We start from the raw sequence: 24,883 nt of genomic DNA, 5'->3' as shown, positions 1-24,883 counted from the left end.
GCAATGTACCAGAGTTAGCTCGGTACAAGCAAGCTATATGTAGCGTTTCTTAAAGGAGAAGGACTTAGGAGATTCTGAACTTTTTAAGAAAAAGATAAATTCAAACTCTCACATAATAAGGTAATGTATTAATTCTCAATATTACCCAAGAGGGTAATATCATCTGAGACAGTTCATCTTCTATAATTATGCCAAATATAATTCATCAAAATTAAGAGGCTTTTGTGTAAATATTATTACCCCAACATTGCTGTTTAATTTCAGGAATTCGGATATGCCTTCTTTCACCCTTCGACTTTCAAAGCTGACTAAAAATGTGCAGTTGCGCCACATTCTCGTAGTGCCGTTTGTACTGCAAATTTCTCTAGCCGTAGGGCTAACTGGGTGGCTATCAATACATAATGGGCAACGAGCAGTCAATGAAGTTGCAATCCAACTCCGAAATGAAATCACGGCTCGAATCCAGCAGTACCTAAAGGTATATATTGAAACGCCTCATAAAATCAATCAACTAAATGCTAATGCCATTAAACTGGGTGAACTTAATATCCAAAAATTATTAACATTAGAACAACACCTTTGGTATCAACTGAAGACCTTTGACACAGTGACAGCAGTTTACGTTGGGTCAGAATATGGTGAACACGTTGCAGTTCAAAGGGCGGATGATGGTCAGTTTGAGGTGAAACTTTCAGGTAAGTCTACTGGGAATGAAATTCGGATTTATGCCGCAGACCAACCAGGACATTACACTCAAATTTTAAGATCCAAGCCTAATTACGATCCTCGGACTCGTCCGTGGTATCAATCGGCAGTTAAGTCTAAGACAGCTAGCTGGGGTGGAATTTATAAACTGTTTGCCACACCTAAATATGTGCTAAATGCCAGCTTGCCAATCTATGATGATGGCGGCAATCTGCTCGGCGTTGCTGCTGTCGATTTTTCACTGACTGGGATTAGTCAATATCTGCGGACTCTCAAAATCGGGCGAACGGGCGAAACTTTCATTCTAGAACGCCAAACAGGATTACTGGTTGGGAGTTCTGCCACTCAACAACCCTACATAATTACAAATCCAAAAACCCCACTCACAGATCAGAATCCAGTTCGAGTTCAGGCGATCGCCAGTAATGATATTTTGACGCGACGCACTGCTGAATATTTGCAGCAACACTTTGTAGACTTAACCCAGATTACCGAAAAACAACAACTAGATTTTGACATTGAGGGTCAACGGCAATTTTTACAAATTGTACCAATGCAGAATCAGCAGGGATTGGACTGGCTAATCGTCGTGGTTGTCCCAGAACGGGATTTCATGGATCAAATTAATGCGAATACTCGTTCCACAATTGTGCTTTGTTTATGTGCCTTTGCACTTGCAACTGGATTGGGCATTCTGACAGCTCACTGGATTACACAGCCAATTCTCCGACTGGGAAGTACAGCCAAAGCGATCGCCGCCGGCAACTTAGACCAAAAGGTTTCTGTGAACAGTACAACCGAGCTAAACTCTTTGGCAGAGTCTTTTAATCTTATGGCCCATCAGTTGCGTGAATCCTTTTTAGCCCTAGCACGAACCAACGAAGAATTAGAAAGCCGAGTCACGCAACGCACCAGAGAACTTGGAGAGAAAAATGCCCAACTTCAAAGGGAAATTCGCGTTAGCGAAGCTGCCCAAAGGGATCGCCGAAAAGTAGAAGCAGCACTAAAAACATCCGAAGCAGAACTCCGGTTAATGTTCGCTGCTATGACTGATATGGTAGTGGTTTTTGATGCAGAGGGACGTTACCAAAAGTATGTGCAAACAAAGTATGTGCTAACACAATCCTTTGCTTATAAGCCTGATATAGATCGCATTGGCAAAAAAGTTGATGAAGTTTTACCGAAAGAAATCGCCAATTTAATACTCGATGCCATTCAGCAAGCTCTGCATCTAAAAGAAGAACCCAGAAACCCTGATGGAAGTCGCAAGAATGTTTTTGTTGAATACCACTTAGCTAACAAGAATCGAGAAACTTGGTTTTTAGCTAGTGTTTCGCCATTGTCAGACAATACAGTACTTTGGGTGGCTCGTGATATCACCAAGCTGAAAAAAACCGAAGCCGCGCTCAAGCAAGCCAAAGAAACCGCAGATGCTGCCAACCTCGCCAAAAGCCAGTTTCTCTCTAATATGAGCCACGAACTGCGGACTCCTCTTAACATCATCCTTGGCTTTACCCAACTGCTGCTGCGAAATCGATCGCTCAACTCACAGCAACAGGAATATCTTGACACGATCAACCGCAGTGGCGAAGACTTACTGACCTTAATCAATGATGTATTGGAAATGTCCAAAATTGAAGCAGGTCGAGTTATCCTCAGTGAAACAAATTTTGACCTGTACGGGCTTTTGGATCGCCTGCAACAGATGTTTGCATTGAAAGCCCAATCTAGAGGATTACAACTCATTTTGGAGCGATCGCCAGCCATTCCCCAATACATCTGTGCCGATGAGAGTAAATTACGCCAAGTTCTAGTTAATCTATTAGGAAACGCAATTAAATTTACGCGCATCGGTCAAGTAACCTTGCGGGTAAAAACTCCTAACCAAAACATCACACCAGATGAACCCATCACCCTGAACTTCAGCGTCGAAGATACGGGTTGCGGCATTGCTGATTCTGACTTTAATCGTCTATTTGAGCCATTTGTCCAAACAGAGGCGGGACAAAAAGCTCAGGAAGGTACTGGACTTGGATTACCCATCAGCCAGCGATTTGTGCGGCTCATGGGCGGAGATATCAGGGTGAATAGCACGCTCGGAAAAGGCTCAATTTTTACCTTTGATATCCGAACTCGTGCAGTAATTATGGATACCTTGCCAACGCCTGCACCAAGTCGGCAAGTTATCGGTTTAGAAAAGGGACAACCCAGCTATCGCATTCTGATTGTTGAGGATAAACTAGAAAATCGGCAGCTTTTAGTTGAATTATTAACGCCCGTTGGCTTTGAGGTACGGGAAGCGGTAAATGGTCAAGCTGCGATCGAACTTTGGCAAAATTGGTCGCCTCACCTCATTTGGATGGATTTACGGATGCCAATTATGAACGGATTTGAGGCAACCAAACATATTAAAGCAGCAGGCGCTCAAACCCCAGTTATCATTGCGTTGACCGGAAGCGCATTTGAGGAAGACCGCTTAACAGCGCTGTCCGTAGGTTTTGATGACTTTGTGCGTAAGCCATTTCGGACAACCGTAATTTTTGAAAAGATGGCTGAATATTTGGGTGTTCGTTATGTTTATGCTGATGAACTAGAAAATCAGGAAAAAGCATCTTGGCCTTCTAACGCTTCATTCATCACACCTAAATTAACGGTTGCAGATTTAAGCGTCATGCCTAGCGACTGGATTGAGCAACTGCATCAGGCAGCGCTCCGAATAAATGCTAAAGAAATTCTTATGCTGATTAAGCAAATTCCTGAGCAACACGCTCATCTGATCGTGGCACTAACCAATCTTGTAGACTGCTTCTGCTTTGAAGAAATTATTGCATTAGGGACTACCAAAAAAATAAATAATCCAAAAATGTAGATGCACAAAGCACATTTGCTTCATCTTTATTAGAGGTTATTTATATGTTTTTAGTTCTTCAGATGTCAGAGATGTAATTAGACTTAATGGTAGTGGTTGCTGACTAATTTTATTAACGTATTCTGTACTCAAGTATGGAAGGTAATTTGGCTGTCCAGCAATATACGTTTCAAAGAAAGGAACACTTAAAGCTTTAACATAGCGACGTGCCAAGGCTGGACTTGAACCGACTGCTTGTATAGGAATAGGAATAGTTGCATTAGGTGATTCGGCAATAGTAGAAAAATGTGTTCCGCCATTGATCAGCGTTAAATACTTATTTGAAGTTGTTAACCAAGTAAAAGGCTGAATTTGTTCTAGTAAAGCCGGAGCAACAGTATCATAGCTGCCAGATACAATCATTACAGGGATTTTGATTTGGCTAAGGCTAGCCTGACCAAAAATACTGCTACCAACTGGATTAATGACAATTGCTGCTTTTATTCTTGTATCCGATAAATTATATTGAAAATTTGGTAAATTAACACCCAAACATTGAAGTAATAGCGAAACATTTAACGTATCTTCCAAAGCTGGACAATCAGTTTTCAATTGCTCAAAATTTATCTTTGCACCAGCTAATGCTAACGCTGTATATCCACCAAATGATTGCCCTATGATACCAACTTGATCTAAATTTAAACGTCCTTGAAAGGTTGGATTAGATTTAGATAACCTAGTGAGTTCATCTAGTAAATATTTAATATCTAAAGGTCTGTCAATAAGTTCTCTAGGATTAGTAACTTGATTTGTTGTACCTTTTAATAACGCTTGTAGTTGTTTTGAATCACTACCTGGATGTTCTGGAACCGCAACTACAAAACCATAAGAAGCGAGATGTTCAGCTAGATATGCAAAACTTGTTCTGTCAGAACCAAGTCCATGCGAAATAACAATTATCTTCCGAGGAGTTGGAGCAACTGGGAGGTAAATATCAGCTAAGAATCTTCTATTACGTGTAAGGTCATTGAGGGTAATAGTTTGCTTTAAGAAACGAAAACTTCCGGTTTTTCCTAAATCCATCAAGGGAATAGACTCAACCTTAGAAACAGTGATTACATTTTGTTGAGATTCTTCATTAATAAGTGCTACTGCATTTTGAGTTTGATTTACTAAATCTTGTAATGTCTCTGCTATTTCTAAGGTCTGGTTTAAGTTTATTGAAATTGAGCTTGCAGGAAACTTTTGTAATATATTTAAGAGGGTAAAATCTTTTTGATCTGCTGCTGATAAAATTAGTGCCGAGCGAATTGCATAAAAGCCTGATAATCTAGATTCTGTCTGAATAATTTTCCCCAATCTTTGTAATAATCGCTCACCAATTGGTGTATAAAGAAACTGTGAAATTTCTACTTCATTTAAGGGAATGCGAGTTAGTAAAACTTTCCGCAGTTGAGTTAGTTGTTTTTTGTCTACATACTTACTATATCCAGCAAAATCATCATCTACATTGCCTGTTTTAGCATAGTTTTCCAGCGAACTAATGGGGATAGACCTTTCTAAAACACCATAATTAAATTTTAGGCGCTCTGCACCGAAAGCGGGATAAGTAGTTAGTGTAGGCAGCAACACCATACTAAAAATTCTTAAAGCCAATTTCTGCCAAACAGTTTGTTTACCCATAAGATGATGAGTCATTACACAACACTTGAGATACTACATTGATTACGCGACGAGAAAATTAGCTGATAATAAAATTTGATATCGTTGAGGAAAATTTTCTAGAATTTCCGCTTTGATTTTTTAAGTTACTTTCGTGGAAAGGCAAGAGGCAATAGAAAAGAAGGCTTTTTGAGTTGTACGAAGAAGGTCTTTTTAAAAAATTAAATATTAGCCATATAATAAGTAAGTTGGTAGAAACAAACCAAATTATGCTATGAAACGTAAATAGTCCTAAAGTCCTTACTAATGACCAATGACAAAGGACAAATGACAGCCCTTGCTAGTTAGCTTTAATTATGTTTTCTGAAAATATTAATTACTCAACTAAAACTGTATAATTTCGCTGTTCCCATTTACTAGTTTCAATCCAGAAAAAGGTAAAGTTTATTGGCTGTTGTTGGTTATTTGAAACAGAAATATCTACAAAGTCTACTCCTAATTTTGTGGCAGTCGAAGGTGTATCTTTTACGGTTTGCCAATTATCCTGCGACCAATGCAACCGAAAAGAAGCTAAAGCATGAATTCGTAATGTATAACCTTTTTTAACTTTGTCTATTTGACGGTTAAACTTCCACATTTCCAATAATTTGCACTCTTGTCTTTCGCCTAAATAGCGATTCGCCACCTCTGGAATAAAATCAAACACCTGATTGTCATGATTTGAGCGTAGCAGCTTGATATACTCTGCGTGCGCCCACATTAAAGGCATGGCGGAACCTGTTGGTTTTCCTAAATACAAATGGCTTTCAGGTTTATCCGCTTCATCCCAAACCTGTTCTGGTAGCAAACAAGTGTTTGAAGCAAATCCTTCCATTGCCTTGATATATGTTTTGACATCGCCACCAACAGCTAATTCATAATGTCCCCTTTCTCCTGTCAAGAGAGGCCAAGCGCGTCCCTTACCCCAACCAGTGTAAGGACTGCCATCTTCTTTCTGTCCATAGCCATCGTGGTTGTAACGATGCCAACAAGGCCCAACGGGTGTATCTATTTTCAAGACTGCATCAATTACTTTGACGGAATCAACAATAATCGGATCGTCAGGTTTACGAATTCCATAGCGTACTAGTTGCAAAAAGCCTGCATCCACAATTTCTTTCGCAGGAAATTCTGCTGGTTCACTAGGAGGCCGACTGCTAATCAAAAGAGTTCCCTGATTAGGATTTTCGCTGGGTTGAGGATTATTAATATCTGTAGGAGTAATGCGGATGTAATGGCGATTGATGCCAGGAACAAGAGTACCTTCGGTAGTAACTGTCCAAGTTTCAACGTGACATTCTAAAAAATCGGCGTATTCTTCGATAAATTGTGCTGTTGCTTTATCCCCACGTTCACGAACAAATTGAGCAGCGCAGATTAAAGCGGCAATATTAGATGCCAGTGTAGAAGGTGAATAGCCGCTGTTTTCTTCCCAACGTTCTTGTTGGGTGGCTGGGCCATGACGAATTAAATAACCTGCTGCCCGTAAAATCATGGGATAAATATCAAAGGTCAGTGGTATTTTATGTTGGTGCAGTAGCCATGCTAGTAAAATTGGAAATCCCACTTCATCTAGTTGAATACCCTTCCAGTAAGGTTCCCCATTAACCCAGAAATTTTGGGCAAAACCGCCGTCTTCCTGCTGACTCGTGGCCAGATAAATGAGCGATCGCACTGCTGTTTCAGTTTCCCCAGCAGCCAATAAACCTGATACACTGCTAACCATATCCCGCGTCCAGACAAGGTGATATCCCCCTTGGTCTTGGTCGTCTTTGGCTTCACCCCAAAGAATTGCCAGGGAAGCAATTAAAGCACCTGGATAAGTTTTGTCTTCATGGGCCAAAAGCAGACTAATGCTGTGGTGATACAAGTTGCCATCATCGAATGAAATATTTTCTAATGGTTTGATGCCTTGGCGCGATCGCTTCCACTGTTCGATATAATGTTGCTTCTGCTGTTGAAAAGGAATATTTAGCGACTGAAACAGTGTGGAAATTGCATTGTGCAGAGTTGTACCAAATGCCATTCCCAAAGTGAACTCGTGACTCTCATCTAGATTTAGTTGTCCAGTCAAAGCAATGTTGCCATCCAAAGCACTGTCAAACTCCCAATCCATCTGAAAATTATCAGCTAAATCTGTCCACCCATCACTTTGACCAACGTAACCACATGAAAGACGGGTAAAGGGAACCGTTGCACCTAGCACCATCCATCTTCCTGCTTTCTCGGCCGTTAGAATTCGATGTCCAGCAACTTCTATGACGTAACCATTGTTACCTCTGCCGCCAACTTCCAAATGTGGCGCACACAATGCGTATAGCTGGAGTTGCGAGATAAACTCGCGCTCTCCTGTTAACTTTGTATGTTGTAAAATACAGGATAAATGGGGGTCAGCAATCACTTCTTTGATCGCAGCATAACGCCCTTGTGGATCGGAATTAGTGACGCGGTATCCTAAACCATGAGTCCACATCTGTTCAACTTTTGATTCGAGATGGCGTTTCTCGTCATGGAAAAAGCTTTTGCCATCAGAAATTAGATATTGCAAATCTCGAATTTGGGGTCTGTCTACTGTGGGGTGGTAGACTTCTGTCACAACACCGTTGCAAACAGTAAACCAAACGCGACTAGAGGTAGAATAAGCTGTTCCGACTGCTTCTTTATTGGCATGAGTCCATCGAGGCTCGATACCTGGTGAACCAAAAGCCTGTTCTTGACCAATAATCTTTACCATAATTTATTGTACCGATAAGCTTTGAGTGCTATTTGGAAACGCTGTAGTTGATATTTATCGAAACAAAATTGTCCTTCAATTGAAAGGTTGAGAATATTTGCGAGTAGCAGCTAAAGACTTTGCTTCAATAAAAATTTGTTTTATTTCAGGATGTTTTCGGCGAATTTTTATTTCTAAACGTTCTACAGTTAATGCTATTTCTTCGCCTGTGAGATTTTTAGAAAACTGGATTTCCAAGTTGAGTAATACTTCTTGTGGAGCAAGTTGCATTGTTAGTACCCGAATAACTTCTTGTACCCCTGGTTCTGTTTTTGATAAAGAACGGATATTGGCTATAGTTTGAGGATTAGCACTTTCACCAACTAATAATCCTTTACTTTCTCTAGCTAGTAAGACTGCTACTATAGACAAGATAATACCAATAATAATAGAGGCAATGCCATCAAAATAAACATTATTAAATAAATGCCCTAAAAAAATTCCGATCAAGGCCACAATTAAGCCTAAAATTGCGGCAGTATCCTCAAATAATATTGTAAATACTGTTGGGTCTTTACTATTTTTGATTGCTTGCCAAAAATTTTGCTTACCCTTAGTCGGCAAAAATTCTTTTAAAGCTACAGTCCAAGAAAAGCCTTCCAATATTATTGCCATACTCAATACAATATAATTCCATATTGGATCTTCTAAAGGGCTGGGGTTAATTAAATGAGTAATTCCTTCATAAATTGACATCCCGCCACCAATTGCAAAGATCAGGATAGCAACGATAAAAGTCCAGAAATAAAGTTCTTGACCATATCCAAAGGGATGGCTATCATCTGCTGGTTTTTGACTTCTGTGCAGTCCTAGCAAAAGTACAAGTTGGTCGCCTGTATCTACAACTGAATGAATCCCCTCAGAGATCATGGCGGAACTGCCAGTAATGGAGGCGGCAATAAATTTAGTAATTGCGATCGCTAAATTAGACCCTATCGCTGCAAAGATTGTTTTTTTAGATGAATCAGTTGCCATGAGCGTAAATAAGAGCTATCCAGAAACTTAGGTGCATCGTGCATCCCACATACAATCTCGTGTCTGACAGTTAAAAGTAAACTATCAGAAGGTATAAGATAGCTTTACTATGAGACTCATTGCACAGAATATTAAACGAACTGCCAAGTACGCCTTCTCTACGAGACACTACGTGAACGCGAAGCGTCTCGAAGAGAAGAGCGCCAAGAATAGAGAGTTACTCATTTAGTGCAGCTTCACATTAAATTGGTATTACCTTTAACCATTTTCCGTAAATCCTGGATACAAGGTCATGCCACCATCTACAAATAGTGTTGTACCGTTAACATAATCGGAGTTATCAGAAGCCAACCAAACTGCTGCTTTAGCAATATCTTCAACATTTCCTACACGTTTCGCCGGAATCAGTTTTAGTAACTTTGCTTCTGCTTCGGGAGTATCCCAAGCTGATTCGTTAATTGGGGTTTTGATAGCACCAGGAGCAATACTATTAACGCGAATTTTGTGGGGAGCTAGTTCTTGAGCAATACTTTTCATCATCATATTAATACCACCTTTGCTAGTAGCATAATTAACATGACCTGCCCAAGGTATTACTTCATGCACGGAACTCATACAAATAATTTTACCTGCTGCACAAGAAATATTAGGCTTCACACCTCGACGTAAGAATTCCTTTGCAGCTTCCCTAGCACACAAGAATTGTCCCGTCAGATTTATCCCAATAACTGCATTCCATTGCTCAATGGTCATATCAATAAATGCTGAATCTTTTTGAATGCCAGCATTACTTACTAAAATATCAATAGTGCCAAATTCTTGAAGCGTTTTGCTAAACATCGCCTTTACTTGGTCTTCTTTGCTGACATCGGCTTGAATAGCGAACGCTTCTCCATTATTAGCTTTGATATCATCAACAATTTTGTGGGCTGATTCAGCTTCAGAATGGTAGTTGATGGCTACTGCTGCACCTGATGTAGCCAAATTGCGAGCAATGGCTTCACCAATCCCAGAACTAGCACCTGTCACCAGCGCTTTTTGACCTTTAAGCAGGTAAGGGAAATAGCTCATAATGCTTTCAATACTTTTAAAAAGTGTATTCTTTGTAAGTGACTGAAGACTTGCATGATATGAGAATTTTGCTTGCTTCGTGTAGTATTAACTGAGCAAATTTACATTATCAAAATCTTTAAATTATCGATTAAACAAACAAAATCTTTTAGTATCTTAAGTGAACCTAGTATTTTCCTAATCTATCCAGAGAAAGATAAAAGGTATATTGTTTTACTGGCCAATATTTTAATTAGTTGTCATTCCTGTGACAATAGTATGTCTTTATTTGTAAGATTTGTTAAGTTATAGATTTCAAGGCTATTTCAATCTGAACCATAATTTATGGTATATTCAGAGAAACCTGGCTTATCAGTTTTAGTTGATATCGATTGGTATATTAAACAAACGAAAATTCTAGCTATTTTGATTAGTTTTTATGCTTAAATAATAATTACTAAAAAATAGTAGATACGAAAGAAATCTGATTTTGGAATTTACTTTAAAATTTTAAGTGCATCACAATTTTTAAATCTTTTTTAATTACTTGATCTGCGGCTTTAGCACTAGCATTCTTGACAATATGAATGATGCGTTAGGTGGATAGCATCTATCTACATGTTTAGACTTATAAGGTAAAAAGCGATGCCTGCTCTGTCTCTGAATAGCCAAAATCTACCATACCCTGACCCTTTGCACCCCATCATTGTCCACTTTGTAATCGCAATGGTGCTTTTTTCTTTCGTGTGCGATGTTCTAGGCTATTTCACCCGTAACGTGCGTTTATTTGAGGTGAGTTTTTGGAATATGTTTGTTGCTGCGATCGCAATTTTCATCGCGATTATCTTTGGCCAGTTTGAAGCAGGACTAGCACAAGCTGAAAAAGCAGCCCAGTCAACGCTGAATTATCATACCGTCTTGGGTTGGTCACTGGGAGCGATTGTTGCGGCGATCGCAGCTTGGCGTTTTGTGATTCGCAACCGCAGCCCCCGAAAAGTACCACCAGCTTACCTTGGGGCTGCAACATTTTTAGTGTGCCTAGTATTTTTGCAAGTGTATTTGGGGAGTAAACTGTTTTGGGTGTATGGGTTGCACGTCGAACCTGTAGTTCAAGCTATGAAACAGGGAGTTTCACAATGAACCCGCAACTGATTGAGCAGTTGAGATTGCGGTTGGGCGCTAACGGATTACCTTATGAGATTCCTATACATCCGCAGTTGGTGCATCTAACCCTCGGTTTATTTATCATTGCCATCATTTTTGACATAGCTGGAGTGCTGTTTTCTTTAGAAAAACCTATTTTCAAATTTTTGGGATTGGCCGCCATCCGTTCTAGCTTTTTTGATGTCGGCTGGTACAACCTGATAGCAGCAGCAGGTATCACATTTTTCACGGTTGCGACTGGTTTTTTTGAGCTACTTTTGGCAAATCCACCAGTCGATCAAAAGAGTGCTTGGGGGCTAAATGCTGGTTGGACAATGCTTTTACATGGCTTGGGTGGCGTTTTGCTGTTGGGGATTATTGTCGCCATGACTGTATGGAGAGGTTTACAACGCTATCGCTGGCGGAAGGATGCTTCCAGACAAGTGCAGTGGAGTTACTTGTTAGCAGGGATTGCAATATTAGGCATATTATTCGTTCACGGAACATTGGGGGCGCAATTGGGAGAAGAATTTGGGATTCATGTTACTGCTGCTAAGTTAGGTAGGCATAATTAAACATCAAATAAAATCCTAGTTCGTAGTGAGCGATTCATCGCTCAAAACAAGGATTATCATCAGGACTAAAGCCCCGACTACAAACTTTAATTTATTTGCGCCTAGTTACTTAATACCATTGCCAAAAATGTTTACAACAAATAATTAAACGAGAATTTATTGAATTTTATGTTTAGTGTTTTTGAATATATATTGATAGCGGTTTATGTAGCAGTTCTACTCGTCGTCAGTCGGTGGATTGGCCAACAGGCGTTTTCTTGGATGCCTCCCCAAGCTACAGCAGAAGCACAACGGGTAGATGATTTATTTAGCTTCTTAGTCTCAATTGGAGCATTTATCTTACTTGGGCTAATTGGCGTTATGGTTTATGCGATCGCATTCCATCGCGCTCCTCCAGAAGACTACACCGAGGGACACCCCTCTAGAGGTGATACGAGGCTAGAAATATTATGGACAGCAACCCCAACTTTGTTAGTAGTGTGGATTGCTTTCCAAAGTTTCAATATTTATCAGCAGTTAAATATTTTGGGTCTAAAGCAAATCGTTCATTTGCACACACCCCTAGAATCTGCCTCCGCCGCAACCATTAGCGATCGCCCCAAACCTGCATCTGAAACTATTGATGTTTTCGTTAAGCAGTGGGATTGGTCTTTTCGTTATCCAAATAATGTTACTAGCAATCAACTGCATCTACCGATCAATCGCAGCACTCGCTTAAATCTGCAAGCGCAGGATGTAATTCACGGTTTCTATGTCCCTGAGTTTCGCTTAAAGCAGGATATTATTCCAGGACGCGACATTGATCTTGTGCTAACACCCATTCGTGCAGGCAAATATCGGTTGAAAGATTCTCAATTTAGCGGTACTTACTTTGCCTTAATGGAAACGGATGTATACGTTGAATCCCTCAATCAATATAATCAGTGGCTCACGCAAACTGCTAGTAGCGAACAAACTCCTGTAAATCAGGCAGTTGCCGAAAATATCCAACCACCAAAAACATTGTTTAATAGCGGCTGGTATACCGTCACACCTGCTCAACCTGGCATTGCCAATAAAAGGAAGCAAAATAATGACACATGATTTTAGTGAAGAGATTACCGGGGATCGAGAATCGAAAAATTACCAGAACCAGCAGGGTAATACTTGGCGGCAATATTTCAGCTTCAACACCGATCATAAGGTGATTGGAATTCAGTACATGGTGATGACCTTCATTTTCTTCCTGATTGGCGGGCTGTTGGCGATGCTCATTCGGGCTGAATTGCTCACCCCAGAATCAAATCTGGTCGATCGCCCGCTTTATAACGGTTTGTTCACCATGCACGGGACAATCATGATTTTCCTGTGGATTATTCCCTTTAATGCAGGGCTTTCTAACTACTTAGTGCCGCTAATGATTGGAGCGCGGGATATGGCTTTTCCCTTGCTCAACGCCATCTCTTTTTGGATTTTGCCACCCGCAGGTCTTTTACTACTATCTAGTTTCTTCCTCCCAAACGGCACTGCACAATCTGGCTGGTGGTCTTATCCGCCAATTAGTCTGCAAATTCCAGGTGGTGAACTGATTAACGGTGAATTTATTTGGATAGTCAGCCTAGTTTTAATCGGCATTTCTTCCATCATGGGCGCTGTCAACTTCATGACAACCATCTTTTGGATGCGGGCCCCAGGGATGACATTTTTTCGGATGCCTGTGTTTGTTTGGTCGGTTCTCAGTGCCCAGTTATTGCAACTGATTAATTTACCTGCCTTGACGGGTGCATTGATCCTGCTGTTGCTTGACCTATCCGTTGGTACACAGTTTTTTAAACCGGATGGGAATGGCGATCCGATCATTTACCAGCATCTATTTTGGTTTTACTCTCACCCAGCAGTTTATATCATGGCACTACCAGCCTTCGGTATTTTTGCTGAGGTTCTGCCTGCATTTTCTCGCAATCCCCTATTTGGTTATCGGTCAGTTGCGATCGCCACCTTGGGTATTGCTGCGATCAGCATTTTCGTTTGGGCACATCACATGTTCACCAGTGCTACCCCCGGTTGGATGCGGATGACTTTCATGGCTACCTCAATGTTAGTTGCCATACCCACTGGTATTAAAGCCTTCGCTTGGACTGCCACCATCTGGAGAAGCAAGCTACATCTAGAGACACCAATGCTGTTTGCGATGGGAGGTGCAGCCATGTTTATTTTTGGTGGTGTTACTGGTGTAATGCTTGCTGCCACGCCATTTGATATCCACGTTAATAACACCTACTTTGTTGTGGGACACTTCCACTACATCGTTTTTAACACGATCACAATGGCAATCTTCGCGGCAATTTACTACTGGTTTCCCAAAATAACTGGAAGAATGTATGCTGAGGGTTGGGGCAAGTTACATTTTTGGCTAACCTTTATTCCTGCCAATATTACCTTCTTCTCCATGCACCCATTAGGTTTACAAGGGATGCTACGCCGAGTTTCTTCCTACGACCCACAGTATCAAGGATGGAACGTCATCGCTAGCTTGGCTTCATTTTTACTAGGAGCATCCACCCTACCTTTTATTGCTAACATAGTAGGCTCTTGGCTTTACGGGCCGAGGGCAGTTGATAATCCTTGGCACGCTAGTGGATTGGAATGGACAACCTCTTCACCACCTCCGCGAGATAACTTTGAAGAGATTCCAATTGTCACAAGACCTCCTTATGACTACGGCAATCCAAAATACTCAGTAATAGAAAATTCTAATAATGGTGAGTCTCTCTAGGGACTAGAGACTGGAGACTGAGAAATAGTTATCAATTCTTCAATCTCTAATCCCAATGCCCAATGCCCAATGCCCAATTCCCCAATTGAATTATGCAACGTCGCACTATTCATATAGATGAAAGTCCAATCCGTTTTGATTTATGGCGGCGACGCTTACCAAATTGGTTACAGCGCTTCTTACCAAGTGGTGGCGGTAGCCATGAAGATCATCATGGAAAAGGAATGTTCGGATTTACCGTGTTCCTGCTATCAGAAAGCATCATCTTTTTGAGTTTTATCTTTACTTATGTTGCTCTACGACTGACTAATAAAAATTGGCTGCCACCCGGTATTTCGGGTCCAGAATTGTCTACAATTGTGGTTATTAATACGGTAGTATTACTTTCTAGTAGCTTTGTCATTCAACCAGCAGAAAATGCCCTCAAGCGTAATCAACTCACGAAATTTCGTTGGCTATGGTTAATAACGATCGCAATGGGAAGTTACTTCTTAGTTGGTCTGTTAATTGAGTGGAAAAGTCTCGATTTCAAGATTACTACAGGGTTAGTTGGTTCGACATTTTACTTACTAACAGGCTTCCACGGTCTACACGTCCTGGCTGGTGTTGTGCTTCAGATAATTATGCTGATTCGTTCATTCATCCCAGGCAACTATAATAAAACTCACTTCGGGACAAGTGCGACTACTCTTTTTTGGCACTTTGTTGATGTAGTTTGGGTCTTTCTTTTCTCGCTTCTCTACCTTTGGCGGGCATAAAAAATTCAGAAATTCCAGTATTTTAAGGAGTAATGTGATGAATCTATTCTTGCAAGAAATACCAGCCTCAGAACGTACCATAAAAACAAATCAAGAAACTCCAGCACCAGTCCAAGATCCATTAATTGCACGCGGATTACAAAAAGAGCAATATGCTGGCATTATTGGGCTAGCGATCGCTCTGATTGCTGCTGTCGGATTTTTTAGTCAAAGAGTTGAATATGCTATTGCATTTGCTGTGTTCCTCAGTGCTATTTTGATAGCTTTGTTTTTATTCATCTAGTAAAGCTTTTATTATCTGATTTAACAAGATTTGCGAGGGATTTTATGAACAGCCCAGTTTATCAAACTGTGATTGTCGGCGGTGGTTTTGCAGGGCTATTTACAGCCTTACATTTAGCTCACGAACATTATCCTCGTTCTGTTATCTTGATTGATAAAGACGAGCGCTTTTGCTTTAAGCCGCTATTATATGAATATTTCGATGGTGAAATGGATACCTTTCAGGTAGTCCCACGTTTTTCAGAACTACTTAAAGGTAGTGGAGTCATCTTTGTGCAAGATACAGTGCAATCGATAGACTTGCATCAACGGGAAGTTAAATTAACTTCGGGAAACTCTTACAATTACAGCAATTTAGTATTAGCCTTGGGCAGCGTTACTGGCTATCATCAAGTTGAAGGTGCGAATGTTAATGCCTTTCCTTTCTGGACGCAAGCAGATGCGATCGCTCTTGAGCGACATTTACGTGACTGTTTGCACAAAGCCGTCCAAACTGAAGATTTAGAACAACGCCGAAAACTATTAACAGTAGTCATCGTTGGTGGTGGTGCAAGTGGTGTGGAAATGGCAGCAACTCTAGCTGATTTTCTCCCACATTGGTATAGCGCTTTGGGAGGAAATTCAAGTGAAATTCGTGTAGTACTACTCAATCATGGTAAAGAAATCCTTGATGGCGATATAAATAACCCATTGCGTGAAATTGCCGAACGGGAATTGAATAAACGTGCTGTGCCAATAGAGATGATTGTGGAAGCAGAAGCTACTGCTATTGGTTCCACCTCAATTCAATATAAGCGTAACGATCAAATTGAGACGTTAGCCACCCATACTACAGTTTGGACTGCTGGCACTTCTACCCATCCACTGATTAAAGATTTGCCAATTCCTAAAGAACATCGAGATCGTCGCGATCGCCCTTTAGTTACTCCCACCTTACAATTACTCGATTTCCCAGAAGTGTTTGTCGGTGGTGATTGTGCAGCAGTTCAGGATAATTCGCTACCGCCTACGGCTCAAGTGGCTTATCAGCAAGGAGCCAATATTGCTCACAATTTGAAAGCGATCGCTCTAGGAGAAGAACTCAAACCTGTTAAGGTTAACATCCGGGGAACCCTTTTGAAATTGGGGATAAATGATGCTGCTGCTAACCTTTTCAATGTTTTTGAAGTTGCAGGCGAATCTGGGCATTTAATCCGTCAAGGCACTTATTTAACGCTATTGCCAACACCAATTCACGACTTTAAAGCAACAACGGAATGGGTGGATGAAGAGATTTTCCATCACCACCTTGACCCTCATGATGTCGGTAAAAAAGTGGTGCAAGCAGCGGAAATAGTCGGCGCAGGAGTTGTAGGTATTCTAGCTGCGAGAAAATTACTGAAAATGTTGGGAGATGAGGATAAAAAAGAGTAGGTAGGGAATCTCCTTTAATACAAGGTAAATTGCCAGTACAAAGGTTTCCTTTAAGTCTCTAATGTGAAGAATCATTTCTAGAACTGCTTACTTGGCAATTCACAGAGATAATTTTTTTACTTTGATACTGTGGATGCCCAAATATTTGAATATGTTTGTTAGTACTAAAATAAATCTCTCGTGTTTACCTGCTTTTACTAAGTCGAAGATATATAGTGCGATATTCGGTTTGATATTATCAGCATCCCTACCTGGTGTTGCAGGGGCAGAAACTGTGATGCAAAAAGTAGCACGGACAGGAGTATTAACGGCAGGTACAAGTAGAGATGCTTTACCCTTTGCATATTCTGATAGTCAAGGAAAATTGATTGGTTATTCTGTGGATATGCTGACTTTGATCCAGAAGCAGTTAGAAAAAGAATTAGGTAAGAAAATTCAACTTAAATTAGTTGGAGTTACCCCAGCAGAAAGAATTCCTAAGATAATTAACCGACAAGTTGATATTATCTGTGATGCTAGTAGTTTTACTTGGGAACGAGATAAAAAGGTTGATTTTTCAATCAGCTATGGTGTCACAGGTACGCAAATTTTAATTAAGAAGGATAGCAATTTAGGTTCGCCTGAATCTCTCATTAACAAGCGTGTGGGTGTGCTGGCTGGAACTACCAATGAACAAGCCATCAAGCAAATACAACCCCAAGCTAAACTTGTATATTTTAAGACTAGAGCAGAAGGATTTGCGGCTTTGGAACAGGGTAAAATTGACGCTTTTGCATCCGATAGCATTCTTTTAGAGGGATGGTTACAAACAGCAAAAAATCAAGATAGTTTTGCGATCGCACCTCCTCGTCCCTATTCACGAGAAGGAATTGCTTGTATGGTTCCTGAGAATAACTCTAAATTCCTCGATTCAGTTAACTATTCCCTCGTCAAGTTTATGCAAGGATTTGTCAACGATAACCCCAAATATGTTGCGATTTTTGATCGTTGGTTTGGTTCTCAAGGTGTTGTATTTCTAAATCGAGACTTACGTGATTTAGCTGTGGAAACCATGCAATTGATGATAGAGTTTCACGAAGATATTCCTCAGAAAGATTTGTAGGTTGTAGTTAAGCTAACGCGCCTACATACAGCAGTTTTCTTTTGCATGAGGCACAAAGCCACTGGTTTTGAGGCATGAGGCAGAAGGCAGGAGGGAGAAGAATAATTTGATTTGTGAATCCTTGGTTCCTTACCTCATTTAGTTGCAAAGTGATGTATTGCAATATTTTCCGTGTAGACCGTCATTTGTCATTTGTCATTTGTGTTTACCAAGGACAAAGGACAATTGACAAAGGATAACCTCACCAGTTGATGTGCAATCTTATTTGCGTAACAGCTTAGTATTGATGGTGAAGAAATTTGAGAGGATATTAGACCTCTGGCAAAACTCTTTTATTGTTATGAATCCAATGTCACCGTTTTAACTGGTAAGGTAATGACAAACTCTGTCCCTTGACCCAGTACAGAAGTGCAGGTCAGATTACCACCGTGAGTTTCTTCGACAATTTGCCGAGCGATCGCCAACCCTAACCCAGTCCCTTTACCAACAATTTTTGTAGTAAATAAATGGTCAAATATTTTTTCTTTAACTTGTTCACTCATTCCCTTACCATTATCAGAGATGGCAATTTTAACTAGATGATTCTCGACTGAGGTTGTAATTATAATTTGGTTAGGAGTTTCTTGAATCTCTGCTAAACTCCGCCCAATAATTGACTCATCCAAGGCATCAATCGCATTTGCCAAAATATTCATAAACACCTGATTTAGCTGCCCTGGAAAACATTCAATTTGAGGTAAATTACCGTAGTTTGTGACAACTTCAATAGCAGGGCGTAGTTCATTAGCCTTTAGACGATGTTTCAAAATTAAAATTGTGCTATCAATGCCTTGGTGGATATTGAAAAACACTTTGTAGTCTTGATCCGCACGAGAGAAAGTTCTTAAACTGGTGCTGATTTTTTTTAATCTGTCACAGGCCATAGACATTGAATCAATCATCTTGGGCAAGTCTTCTAAGGTATAATCTAATTCAATTTCGACCGCATGATCTTTGATTTGATCGTTCTTGTTGAGTGAAGTTTCTTGATAGAGTTTCAAGTGTTCGATAATATCAGCAATAGTAGGTTTAGCTTGTTTGAGACTGGCAGCAATAAAACCCAGGGGATTATTCATTTCGTGAGCGACACCAGCAACTAAGTTACCCAGCGCAGACATCTTTTCACTTTGGACTATTTGTAATTGGGCGTTTTGTAGCTCGTTTAGCGCTTGTTGCAAATCAAGTGATTTTTGCTGTAGAGTAAGTTCTGCCTGTTTGCGATCGCTAATATCTCGCATCACAATTACTGCACCAAGTTTGTTGCCTAAAGAATCGACGATCACTTGTCCGCTTGCTAACAAAATTCTCTTAGAGCCATGTTTCGGCGCAATTACCATTTCTGCATTTTCAACTATTTCCCCTTGCAAGGCGCGAAACAAAGGAATTTCTGTTGTTGATAGGGGTGTTTGACCATCAGCTTGATAGAGATCGAAATGTTGTGCCCATTGCTCTGGTGGTAATGATTCTATTGGTAAACCATGAAACTCACGAGTTGCGTTATTGAATAAGACCAAATTTCCATTAGGGTCACAAACAACAATCCCATCTGTAATATTTTGAATAATGGCATTCAAGAACTCTCGTTCTTTGGCTAGAGATGCTTCGGCCTCTTTGCGTAAGCGAAGCTCGTCGTAGACATCGCTAATATCAATTACCACCCCATCCCATAAGATTGCACCATCGGCTTGTCGCTCTGGCCGAGCCACAGATTGAATCCATTTCACGGCTCCTGAAGGCAGGATAATGCGCCATTCTTGATCAAATGGTGTCAGAGTTTGGGCAGAGTAAGCGATCGCTTTTGCAATAGCTGGTTGATCGTCAGGATGATTCATATCGTAAAGGCTGTGTATCCCTGCCATCACTAATTCTGGCTCTAATCCATACAAGTCAAAACAGCCAGAGCTAACGTAAGGTGTTGAAGTTGAACCGTCGGCTGCCAAACGGAATTGGTACACCATCCCAGGAATATTATTCGCCAAATTTTGGAAGCGGATTTCACTAGCCTGTAATTTTGCTAGAGATTGCGTCAACTGTTGAGCATAGTTTTGGGAATTTCGATAAAGTCGGGCATTCACTAGAGAAATTGCCGCTTGAGCGCAAAGCAAGTTTAGCAGTTCGACGCGATCGCTTGTAAAGGCTCCGGCTGCTAGGTTATTTTCCAGATACAATATGCCCAGCAACTTCCCCTGATGTAATATTGGGCTACACAAGATGCTTTTGGGCTGCTGTTGCTGAATATAAGGATCGTTGATGAATTGAGGATGCACTGTGGCATCAATAATTACTGTTGGTTTTAAGCTGCGTTTGACGGTATTAATTAAGCCAACTGGCACATCCTGAGAGTCTTCAATGGGTTGTGGATTCAGCAATCTTGGGTAAAAATCAACATGAGTAATTCCCTTCTTGTTCTCTACAGATACGATACCAAGAGAAAGCTGTGCTAACGCCTGAATTAGCAAACGCCCTGATTCCAAAAGCATGAATACACACTTATCTGCTCCAGCATTTTCAATGACGATATGCAGCAATACTGAAAGCAGTTTTTCCAGTTCGATTTCGCCAGATAGGGTTTGGGAAGCTTTGAGAATGGTAGCTAAATCTAGAGCAACAGAAATGCTGCTACTACTGGAATTGGCAGAACTGGTGGAGGTAACACTCCCCAAGGCAAAGATAGTTTCGTTAGTTGAGAGAGGAGAAGGACTTTGCTGAAGAATGGGGGCGAGTAATTGGGGATAACGTTTTTCTAGATCGACGACTTTGGCTTTCGCACCCCAACGAGCATAACCATAGTAGGCTTGAGTCATGTATGACTGAGCAATCTGCTCTTTGGCCCAGTCGAGGTAAAATTTGGCTGCTAATTCATTGGCTAGTGCTTCTTCTTGAATATAGCCTTGTTCTTTGGCTCCAATAATGGCGCGATCATAATATTCAATTGCTTCTGCCCGATTGCCCAAGACTCGATACCGCTCGGCTTCCACCAAATCAAATTTGTGTCGAAAATTCATTGGTGCGTGGGTAGCCCAGTAGTTAAGTTTTTCTTGATTAGCAGTAATGTATTCTTTCATTTGCTGCTGTTCTAAGGCTGAGAGTTGCTCAAACCATGCTAGTTGGGCTAAAGAATCATAAAAATGAAAGATGGGTACATATAAAAAAGCAATGATCGCATCTAAATATTGTCTCGCTTGCCTAGCTTGTTCTACGGCTTGTTCAAACTCGGAAAACAGATAGGATACAACCAGTTTGTTAATCCATAGCAATGCTAATCCGGTGCGATCGCCTGCTGCTTCATGTAATGGAAGTTGATGCTGTTCATTGTAGGCTGTACCGCTCAACACTACAACGTCATCCGCATCTCCCATTAAATTCAGCAAAATTTGTCGAATCAATTGGGAATAGTTCAGAGCTAGATTTTGCTTGAGATGCTTGAGCGCTTCGCAATAACCAGCAACTTCCGGCTCTAGCTGTGTTAAATTCTGTCCTGCAAAATAGGAGTAAAAACTGTAGTTATACGCAGAGTAACCCGCGAAAGCCAAATCGCCTACATCTAAACAACTACAATAGGCAGTTTGCAAGGGTTGTAATAACTCCCGCAGGTGCATTTTCCAATGCCTTGTGTACACACAGACTAATAATAAAGTTTTCCCTTTCAATTCGGAATTTTGATAACGCGATCGCAGGTCGAGGGCTAACTGACCGAATTCATAACCTAATTCGACGTTTTTGAATACACCACACATCAATATTCCATAAGAGACATAGCTAAAGGTCGAGGTTGATTCATTACCATAGACGACAGATAAATAAACCTTTTTTAAAATCACCAGTAAATACAGCTGTGGCTGAGACAGATAAGCGCAGGGTGCTACTGATGTCAAAATTCGAGCTGCTGCCAGGATGTTTGCATCCTTTGCATCGCTGAGGTTGAGCAACTCGGCAGGGAATCGCTCTCCAATTACATCTAAGACGGTACTCAAGGCCACTGCCACATCTTCCTGGGTAGGCTCTGTAGGTAGTTCCACTCCCAATTGCTTCAAAATGGTAAGTGCTGCTGCGATCGCTTCGGCAAAATAACCCTGAGCAGTGAATACCTCAATTTTCACCTCATAGACGCTGATTTTATCTAATGGAGTTTTGGCGTGATTTAGGACAAGATGGGCATTGGCTGCCATCTCCTCTAAATCACCACTCAGATAGGCAGCTTCTGTGGCAACTTGATGGAGTGCTAGGGTTAACTCATACTGATGCTGCCAACTGTTTTGGGCGAGTAACCCAATGCCCACCTGGGCATATTTGCAGGCAGCAGTGTAGGCGATCGCTGCCTTGGCCTTGCGGCTTGCCATCAGGTTAAATTGCGCTAATGCTTGACGTTCTGCGGGTTGGGCAATCAATTCAGCCGCAACGTTAAGTTGACCAACAATTTCAAAAATGCTTTCTTCCCGGTTGCTTTCGGGGGTATTACTCAGGAGTAACTGGCCAATTTTTAGATGAGTTGCCTGTTTTTTCTCCTCTGGGATGAGAGAATATGCCGCTTGTTGGACGCGATCGTGCAGAAATGTGTAAACACAGGAACCAGAATCCAGAATCCCCAAGTCAGAAGATTCTATTATTGCTTCTGACTCTTGATAAAACTTATAGACATCACAATGTGGTAAAACTAACCCTTCTTGCAACGCTTTCCACAAAACTTCTGCCGTTTGGGTTGGAGACTGTTCAAAAACGATCGCCAATGTCGCCAAATCAAATTGATTACCGATACAGGCTGCCAATTTTAGAACTTCCTGAGTTTCGAGCGGCAACTTTTGTAGTTGAATTGCCATAAACTCAACGACATCATCCGTTAAAGAAAGCGATGTCTGAAGACAAGCTGCCGTGCGTCTGGATACTTGCGCCACATCACACTGCCACAAACCTGTATCCCAATCAAAGGTAATTCGTCCATCTTCATGTAATGCCTTGAGAAACTGGGTTGTAAAAAACGGATTACCTTTGGCTTTTTGATAAACTAGCTCGGTTAATGGTAGAGCAATTTCTGTTGAATAACTTAATGTATCCGCAATCAAACGATTCACATCTGTTTGACTCAAAGGATCTAATGTAATGGTGCTGACGGTGACTCCCTTCTCAATTTCTTCCAGGGCTACCATTAAGGGATGAGCCGCAAACACTTCATTATCACGGTATGCACCAATAATTAATAGATAACCCTTTAAGGTTTCACCCATTAACAGCCTCATCAAATTCAGAGATGCCAAATCTGCCCAATGCAAATCGTCGAGGAACACTACTAACGGATGCTCTCTTGTAGCGAATACCTGAATAAATTTCACAAACAGCAGATTGAAGCGGTTCTGTGCAGCACTACCCGATAATTCTGGTACTGGCGGTTGCGTGCCAATAATCCGTTCTAATTCTGGAATCACTTCAATGATCACCTGTCCACTCTCAGAGATTGCGGACAGAATTTTGTTTCGCCACTGTTCCAACTGGGTGTCGCTTTGGGTGAGCAACTGTCCCATCAAATCCCGGAAAGCTTGCACAAAAGCAGACAGGGGAATATTGCGGTTGAACTGGTCATACTTTCCTTTGATGAAGTAGCCGTTCCAGCGAACGATCACCTTATGCACTTCATTCACCACGGCAGTTTTACCAATGCCAGAGAAGCCAGCCACCAGCATTAGTTCCACTGCACCATTGGCAACCCGCCCAAATACCTCCAGTAAGCTTTCTATTTCCTCCTCTCGTCCGTAGAGTTTTTCCGGGATGAGAAAGCGATCGCTGATATCGTGCTGTCCTAAATCAAACCATGTGTGTTTACCTGTTTTTCGCCATTGTTCTAAGCAAAATACTAAATCATGTTTGAGTCCCGTAGCACTCTGGTAGCGGTCTTCGGCATTCTTTGCCATCAGCTTGCAAATGATCTCTCCCAACATCAAGGGGATTTCTGGGTTGAGATTACAGATAGAGTCAGGCTGTTTGGCGATATGACAATGTAACAACTCCATCGGATTGTGAGATGTAAAAGGCAGTTGTCCACTCAGCAGTTCAAAGAAAGTTACACCTAATGAATAAAAGTCGCTGCGGTAGTCAATGCCTCGGTTCATCCGTCCAGTTTGCTCTGGCGACAAATACGCTAGGGTTCCCTCCAGTCCATTGGGACTTTGAATTTCCTGGGTTTCTCGTGGTAGCAGCGAGGCAATACTGAAGTCAATTAGCTTAATTTTTTTGGTTTCAGGATGAATCAGGATATTAGCTGGCTTGACATCTTTGTGAATGATGCGCTGTTGATGCAACTGGTGTAAAGTGTCTATCAGTTGCAAGGCAATGGGTAAAAATTCCTCTAAGCTCAGTGGTCGTCTTTGGGTAAATTGTCGCAAGGAGATGCCACCAAAGTCTTCCATAACTAGGGCATAGCCATTGTGATGGGGTTCTAGGCTGTAAGGTTTAATGATGCTGGGAATATCTAGGTTTTTAGCGATCGCATATTGGTTGCGAAACTGTACTAATTCGCTAAAACTTGGATATTCTCGTTTTAAGAGCTTGATGACGACTGGTTGGCGATCGCATTCTCGTATTGCCCGATACACTTGAGTCCGAGAACCAGAATAAAGTTGCTCTATAATTTGGTAGCCAGCGATCCTTACAGTTCCATCAACTTTTGCACTCATAAATTTTTACCAGAATTCCTTGTCTAACGCTAGAATTCCCCAGACAGTATCTTCCTTAAATTATATTTTATATCAGTATCAAAAAGAACCATTTTTTAT

Annotated in this window: 14 protein-coding genes; 9 read left to right on the top strand and 5 right to left on the bottom strand. The window is 41.1% G+C overall.

Annotation, left to right across the window (positions count from 1 at the left end):
- Positions 1 to 274: 274 nt before the first annotated feature.
- Positions 275 to 3,574, top strand: coding sequence for an ATP-binding protein (locus tag FD724_RS30765; RefSeq protein ID WP_179075238.1), 3,300 nt, complete (start codon positions 275 to 277; stop codon positions 3,572 to 3,574).
- 36 nt (positions 3,575 to 3,610) lie between these two features.
- Here the strand turns inward: FD724_RS30765 and FD724_RS30760 are convergent, their stop codons facing one another.
- The 4 genes from FD724_RS30760 to FD724_RS30745 form a co-directional block, all read right to left on the bottom strand.
- Complete coding sequence (locus FD724_RS30760; RefSeq protein ID WP_372726535.1) at positions 3,611 to 5,236, bottom strand: alpha/beta hydrolase; 1,626 nt, start codon at positions 5,234 to 5,236, stop codon at positions 3,611 to 3,613.
- Between the two features lie 355 nt (positions 5,237 to 5,591).
- Positions 5,592 to 7,988: a glycoside hydrolase family 15 protein gene (locus FD724_RS30755; protein WP_179075236.1), complete on the bottom strand. Its 2,397-nt coding sequence runs from the start codon at positions 7,986 to 7,988 to the stop codon at positions 5,592 to 5,594.
- A gap of 75 nt (positions 7,989 to 8,063) precedes the next feature.
- On the bottom strand, positions 8,064 to 9,002 hold the full coding sequence (locus tag FD724_RS30750) for a cation diffusion facilitator family transporter (protein WP_179075235.1): 939 nt from the start codon (positions 9,000 to 9,002) through the stop codon (positions 8,064 to 8,066).
- Positions 9,003 to 9,260: 258 nt separating this feature from the next.
- The gene (locus FD724_RS30745; RefSeq protein ID WP_179075234.1) at positions 9,261 to 10,073 is read right to left on the bottom strand and encodes an SDR family oxidoreductase; all 813 of its coding nucleotides are present in this window, start codon (positions 10,071 to 10,073) and stop codon (positions 9,261 to 9,263) included.
- A 624-nt stretch (positions 10,074 to 10,697) separates the two neighbouring features.
- Here FD724_RS30745 and FD724_RS30740 point away from each other — a divergent pair.
- The 8 genes from FD724_RS30740 (at position 10,698) to FD724_RS30705 (ending at position 18,080) form a co-directional block, all read left to right on the top strand.
- Positions 10,698 to 11,192, top strand: coding sequence for a DUF2231 domain-containing protein (locus FD724_RS30740; RefSeq protein WP_179075233.1), 495 nt, complete (start codon positions 10,698 to 10,700; stop codon positions 11,190 to 11,192).
- Entirely contained in the window at positions 11,189 to 11,770 is a 582-nt protein-coding gene (locus FD724_RS30735) for a DUF2231 domain-containing protein (protein WP_179075232.1), read from the top strand. The genes FD724_RS30740 and FD724_RS30735 overlap by 4 nt, the downstream gene beginning before the upstream one ends.
- Before the next feature lie 168 nt (positions 11,771 to 11,938).
- Positions 11,939 to 12,853: a cytochrome c oxidase subunit II gene (locus FD724_RS30730; protein WP_179075231.1), complete on the top strand. Its 915-nt coding sequence runs from the start codon at positions 11,939 to 11,941 to the stop codon at positions 12,851 to 12,853.
- Positions 12,843 to 14,525 carry a cbb3-type cytochrome c oxidase subunit I gene (locus tag FD724_RS30725; protein WP_179075230.1) on the top strand — a complete coding sequence of 561 codons (1,683 nt, stop codon included), beginning with the start codon at positions 12,843 to 12,845 and terminating at the stop codon, positions 14,523 to 14,525. The genes FD724_RS30730 and FD724_RS30725 overlap by 11 nt, the downstream gene beginning before the upstream one ends.
- Positions 14,526 to 14,617: 92 nt before the next feature.
- A complete protein-coding gene (locus FD724_RS30720; protein WP_179075229.1) occupies positions 14,618 to 15,283 on the top strand; it encodes a heme-copper oxidase subunit III in 666 nt (221 codons plus the stop codon).
- 37 nt (positions 15,284 to 15,320) lie between these two features.
- Positions 15,321 to 15,566, top strand: a complete 246-nt coding sequence (locus FD724_RS30715; protein ID WP_179075228.1) for a hypothetical protein — start codon at positions 15,321 to 15,323, stop codon at positions 15,564 to 15,566.
- A 44-nt stretch (positions 15,567 to 15,610) separates the two neighbouring features.
- The gene (locus FD724_RS30710) at positions 15,611 to 16,978 is read left to right on the top strand and encodes an NAD(P)/FAD-dependent oxidoreductase (protein ID WP_179075227.1); all 1,368 of its coding nucleotides are present in this window, start codon (positions 15,611 to 15,613) and stop codon (positions 16,976 to 16,978) included.
- Between the two features lie 151 nt (positions 16,979 to 17,129).
- The gene (locus FD724_RS30705; protein WP_256874404.1) at positions 17,130 to 18,080 is read left to right on the top strand and encodes an amino acid ABC transporter substrate-binding protein; all 951 of its coding nucleotides are present in this window, start codon (positions 17,130 to 17,132) and stop codon (positions 18,078 to 18,080) included.
- Between the two features lie 338 nt (positions 18,081 to 18,418).
- Here FD724_RS30705 and FD724_RS30700 read toward each other — a convergent pair whose 3' ends face one another.
- Positions 18,419 to 24,784, bottom strand: coding sequence for an AAA family ATPase (locus FD724_RS30700; RefSeq protein WP_179075225.1), 6,366 nt, complete (start codon positions 24,782 to 24,784; stop codon positions 18,419 to 18,421).
- Between the last annotated feature and the right edge of the window lie 99 nt (positions 24,785 to 24,883).

The organism is Nostoc sp. C057 (assembly GCF_013393925.1).
Taxonomy (GTDB): Bacteria; Cyanobacteriota; Cyanobacteriia; order Cyanobacteriales; family Nostocaceae; genus Nostoc; species Nostoc muscorum_A.
This window is presented reverse-complemented; position numbering and strand designations above follow the sequence as displayed.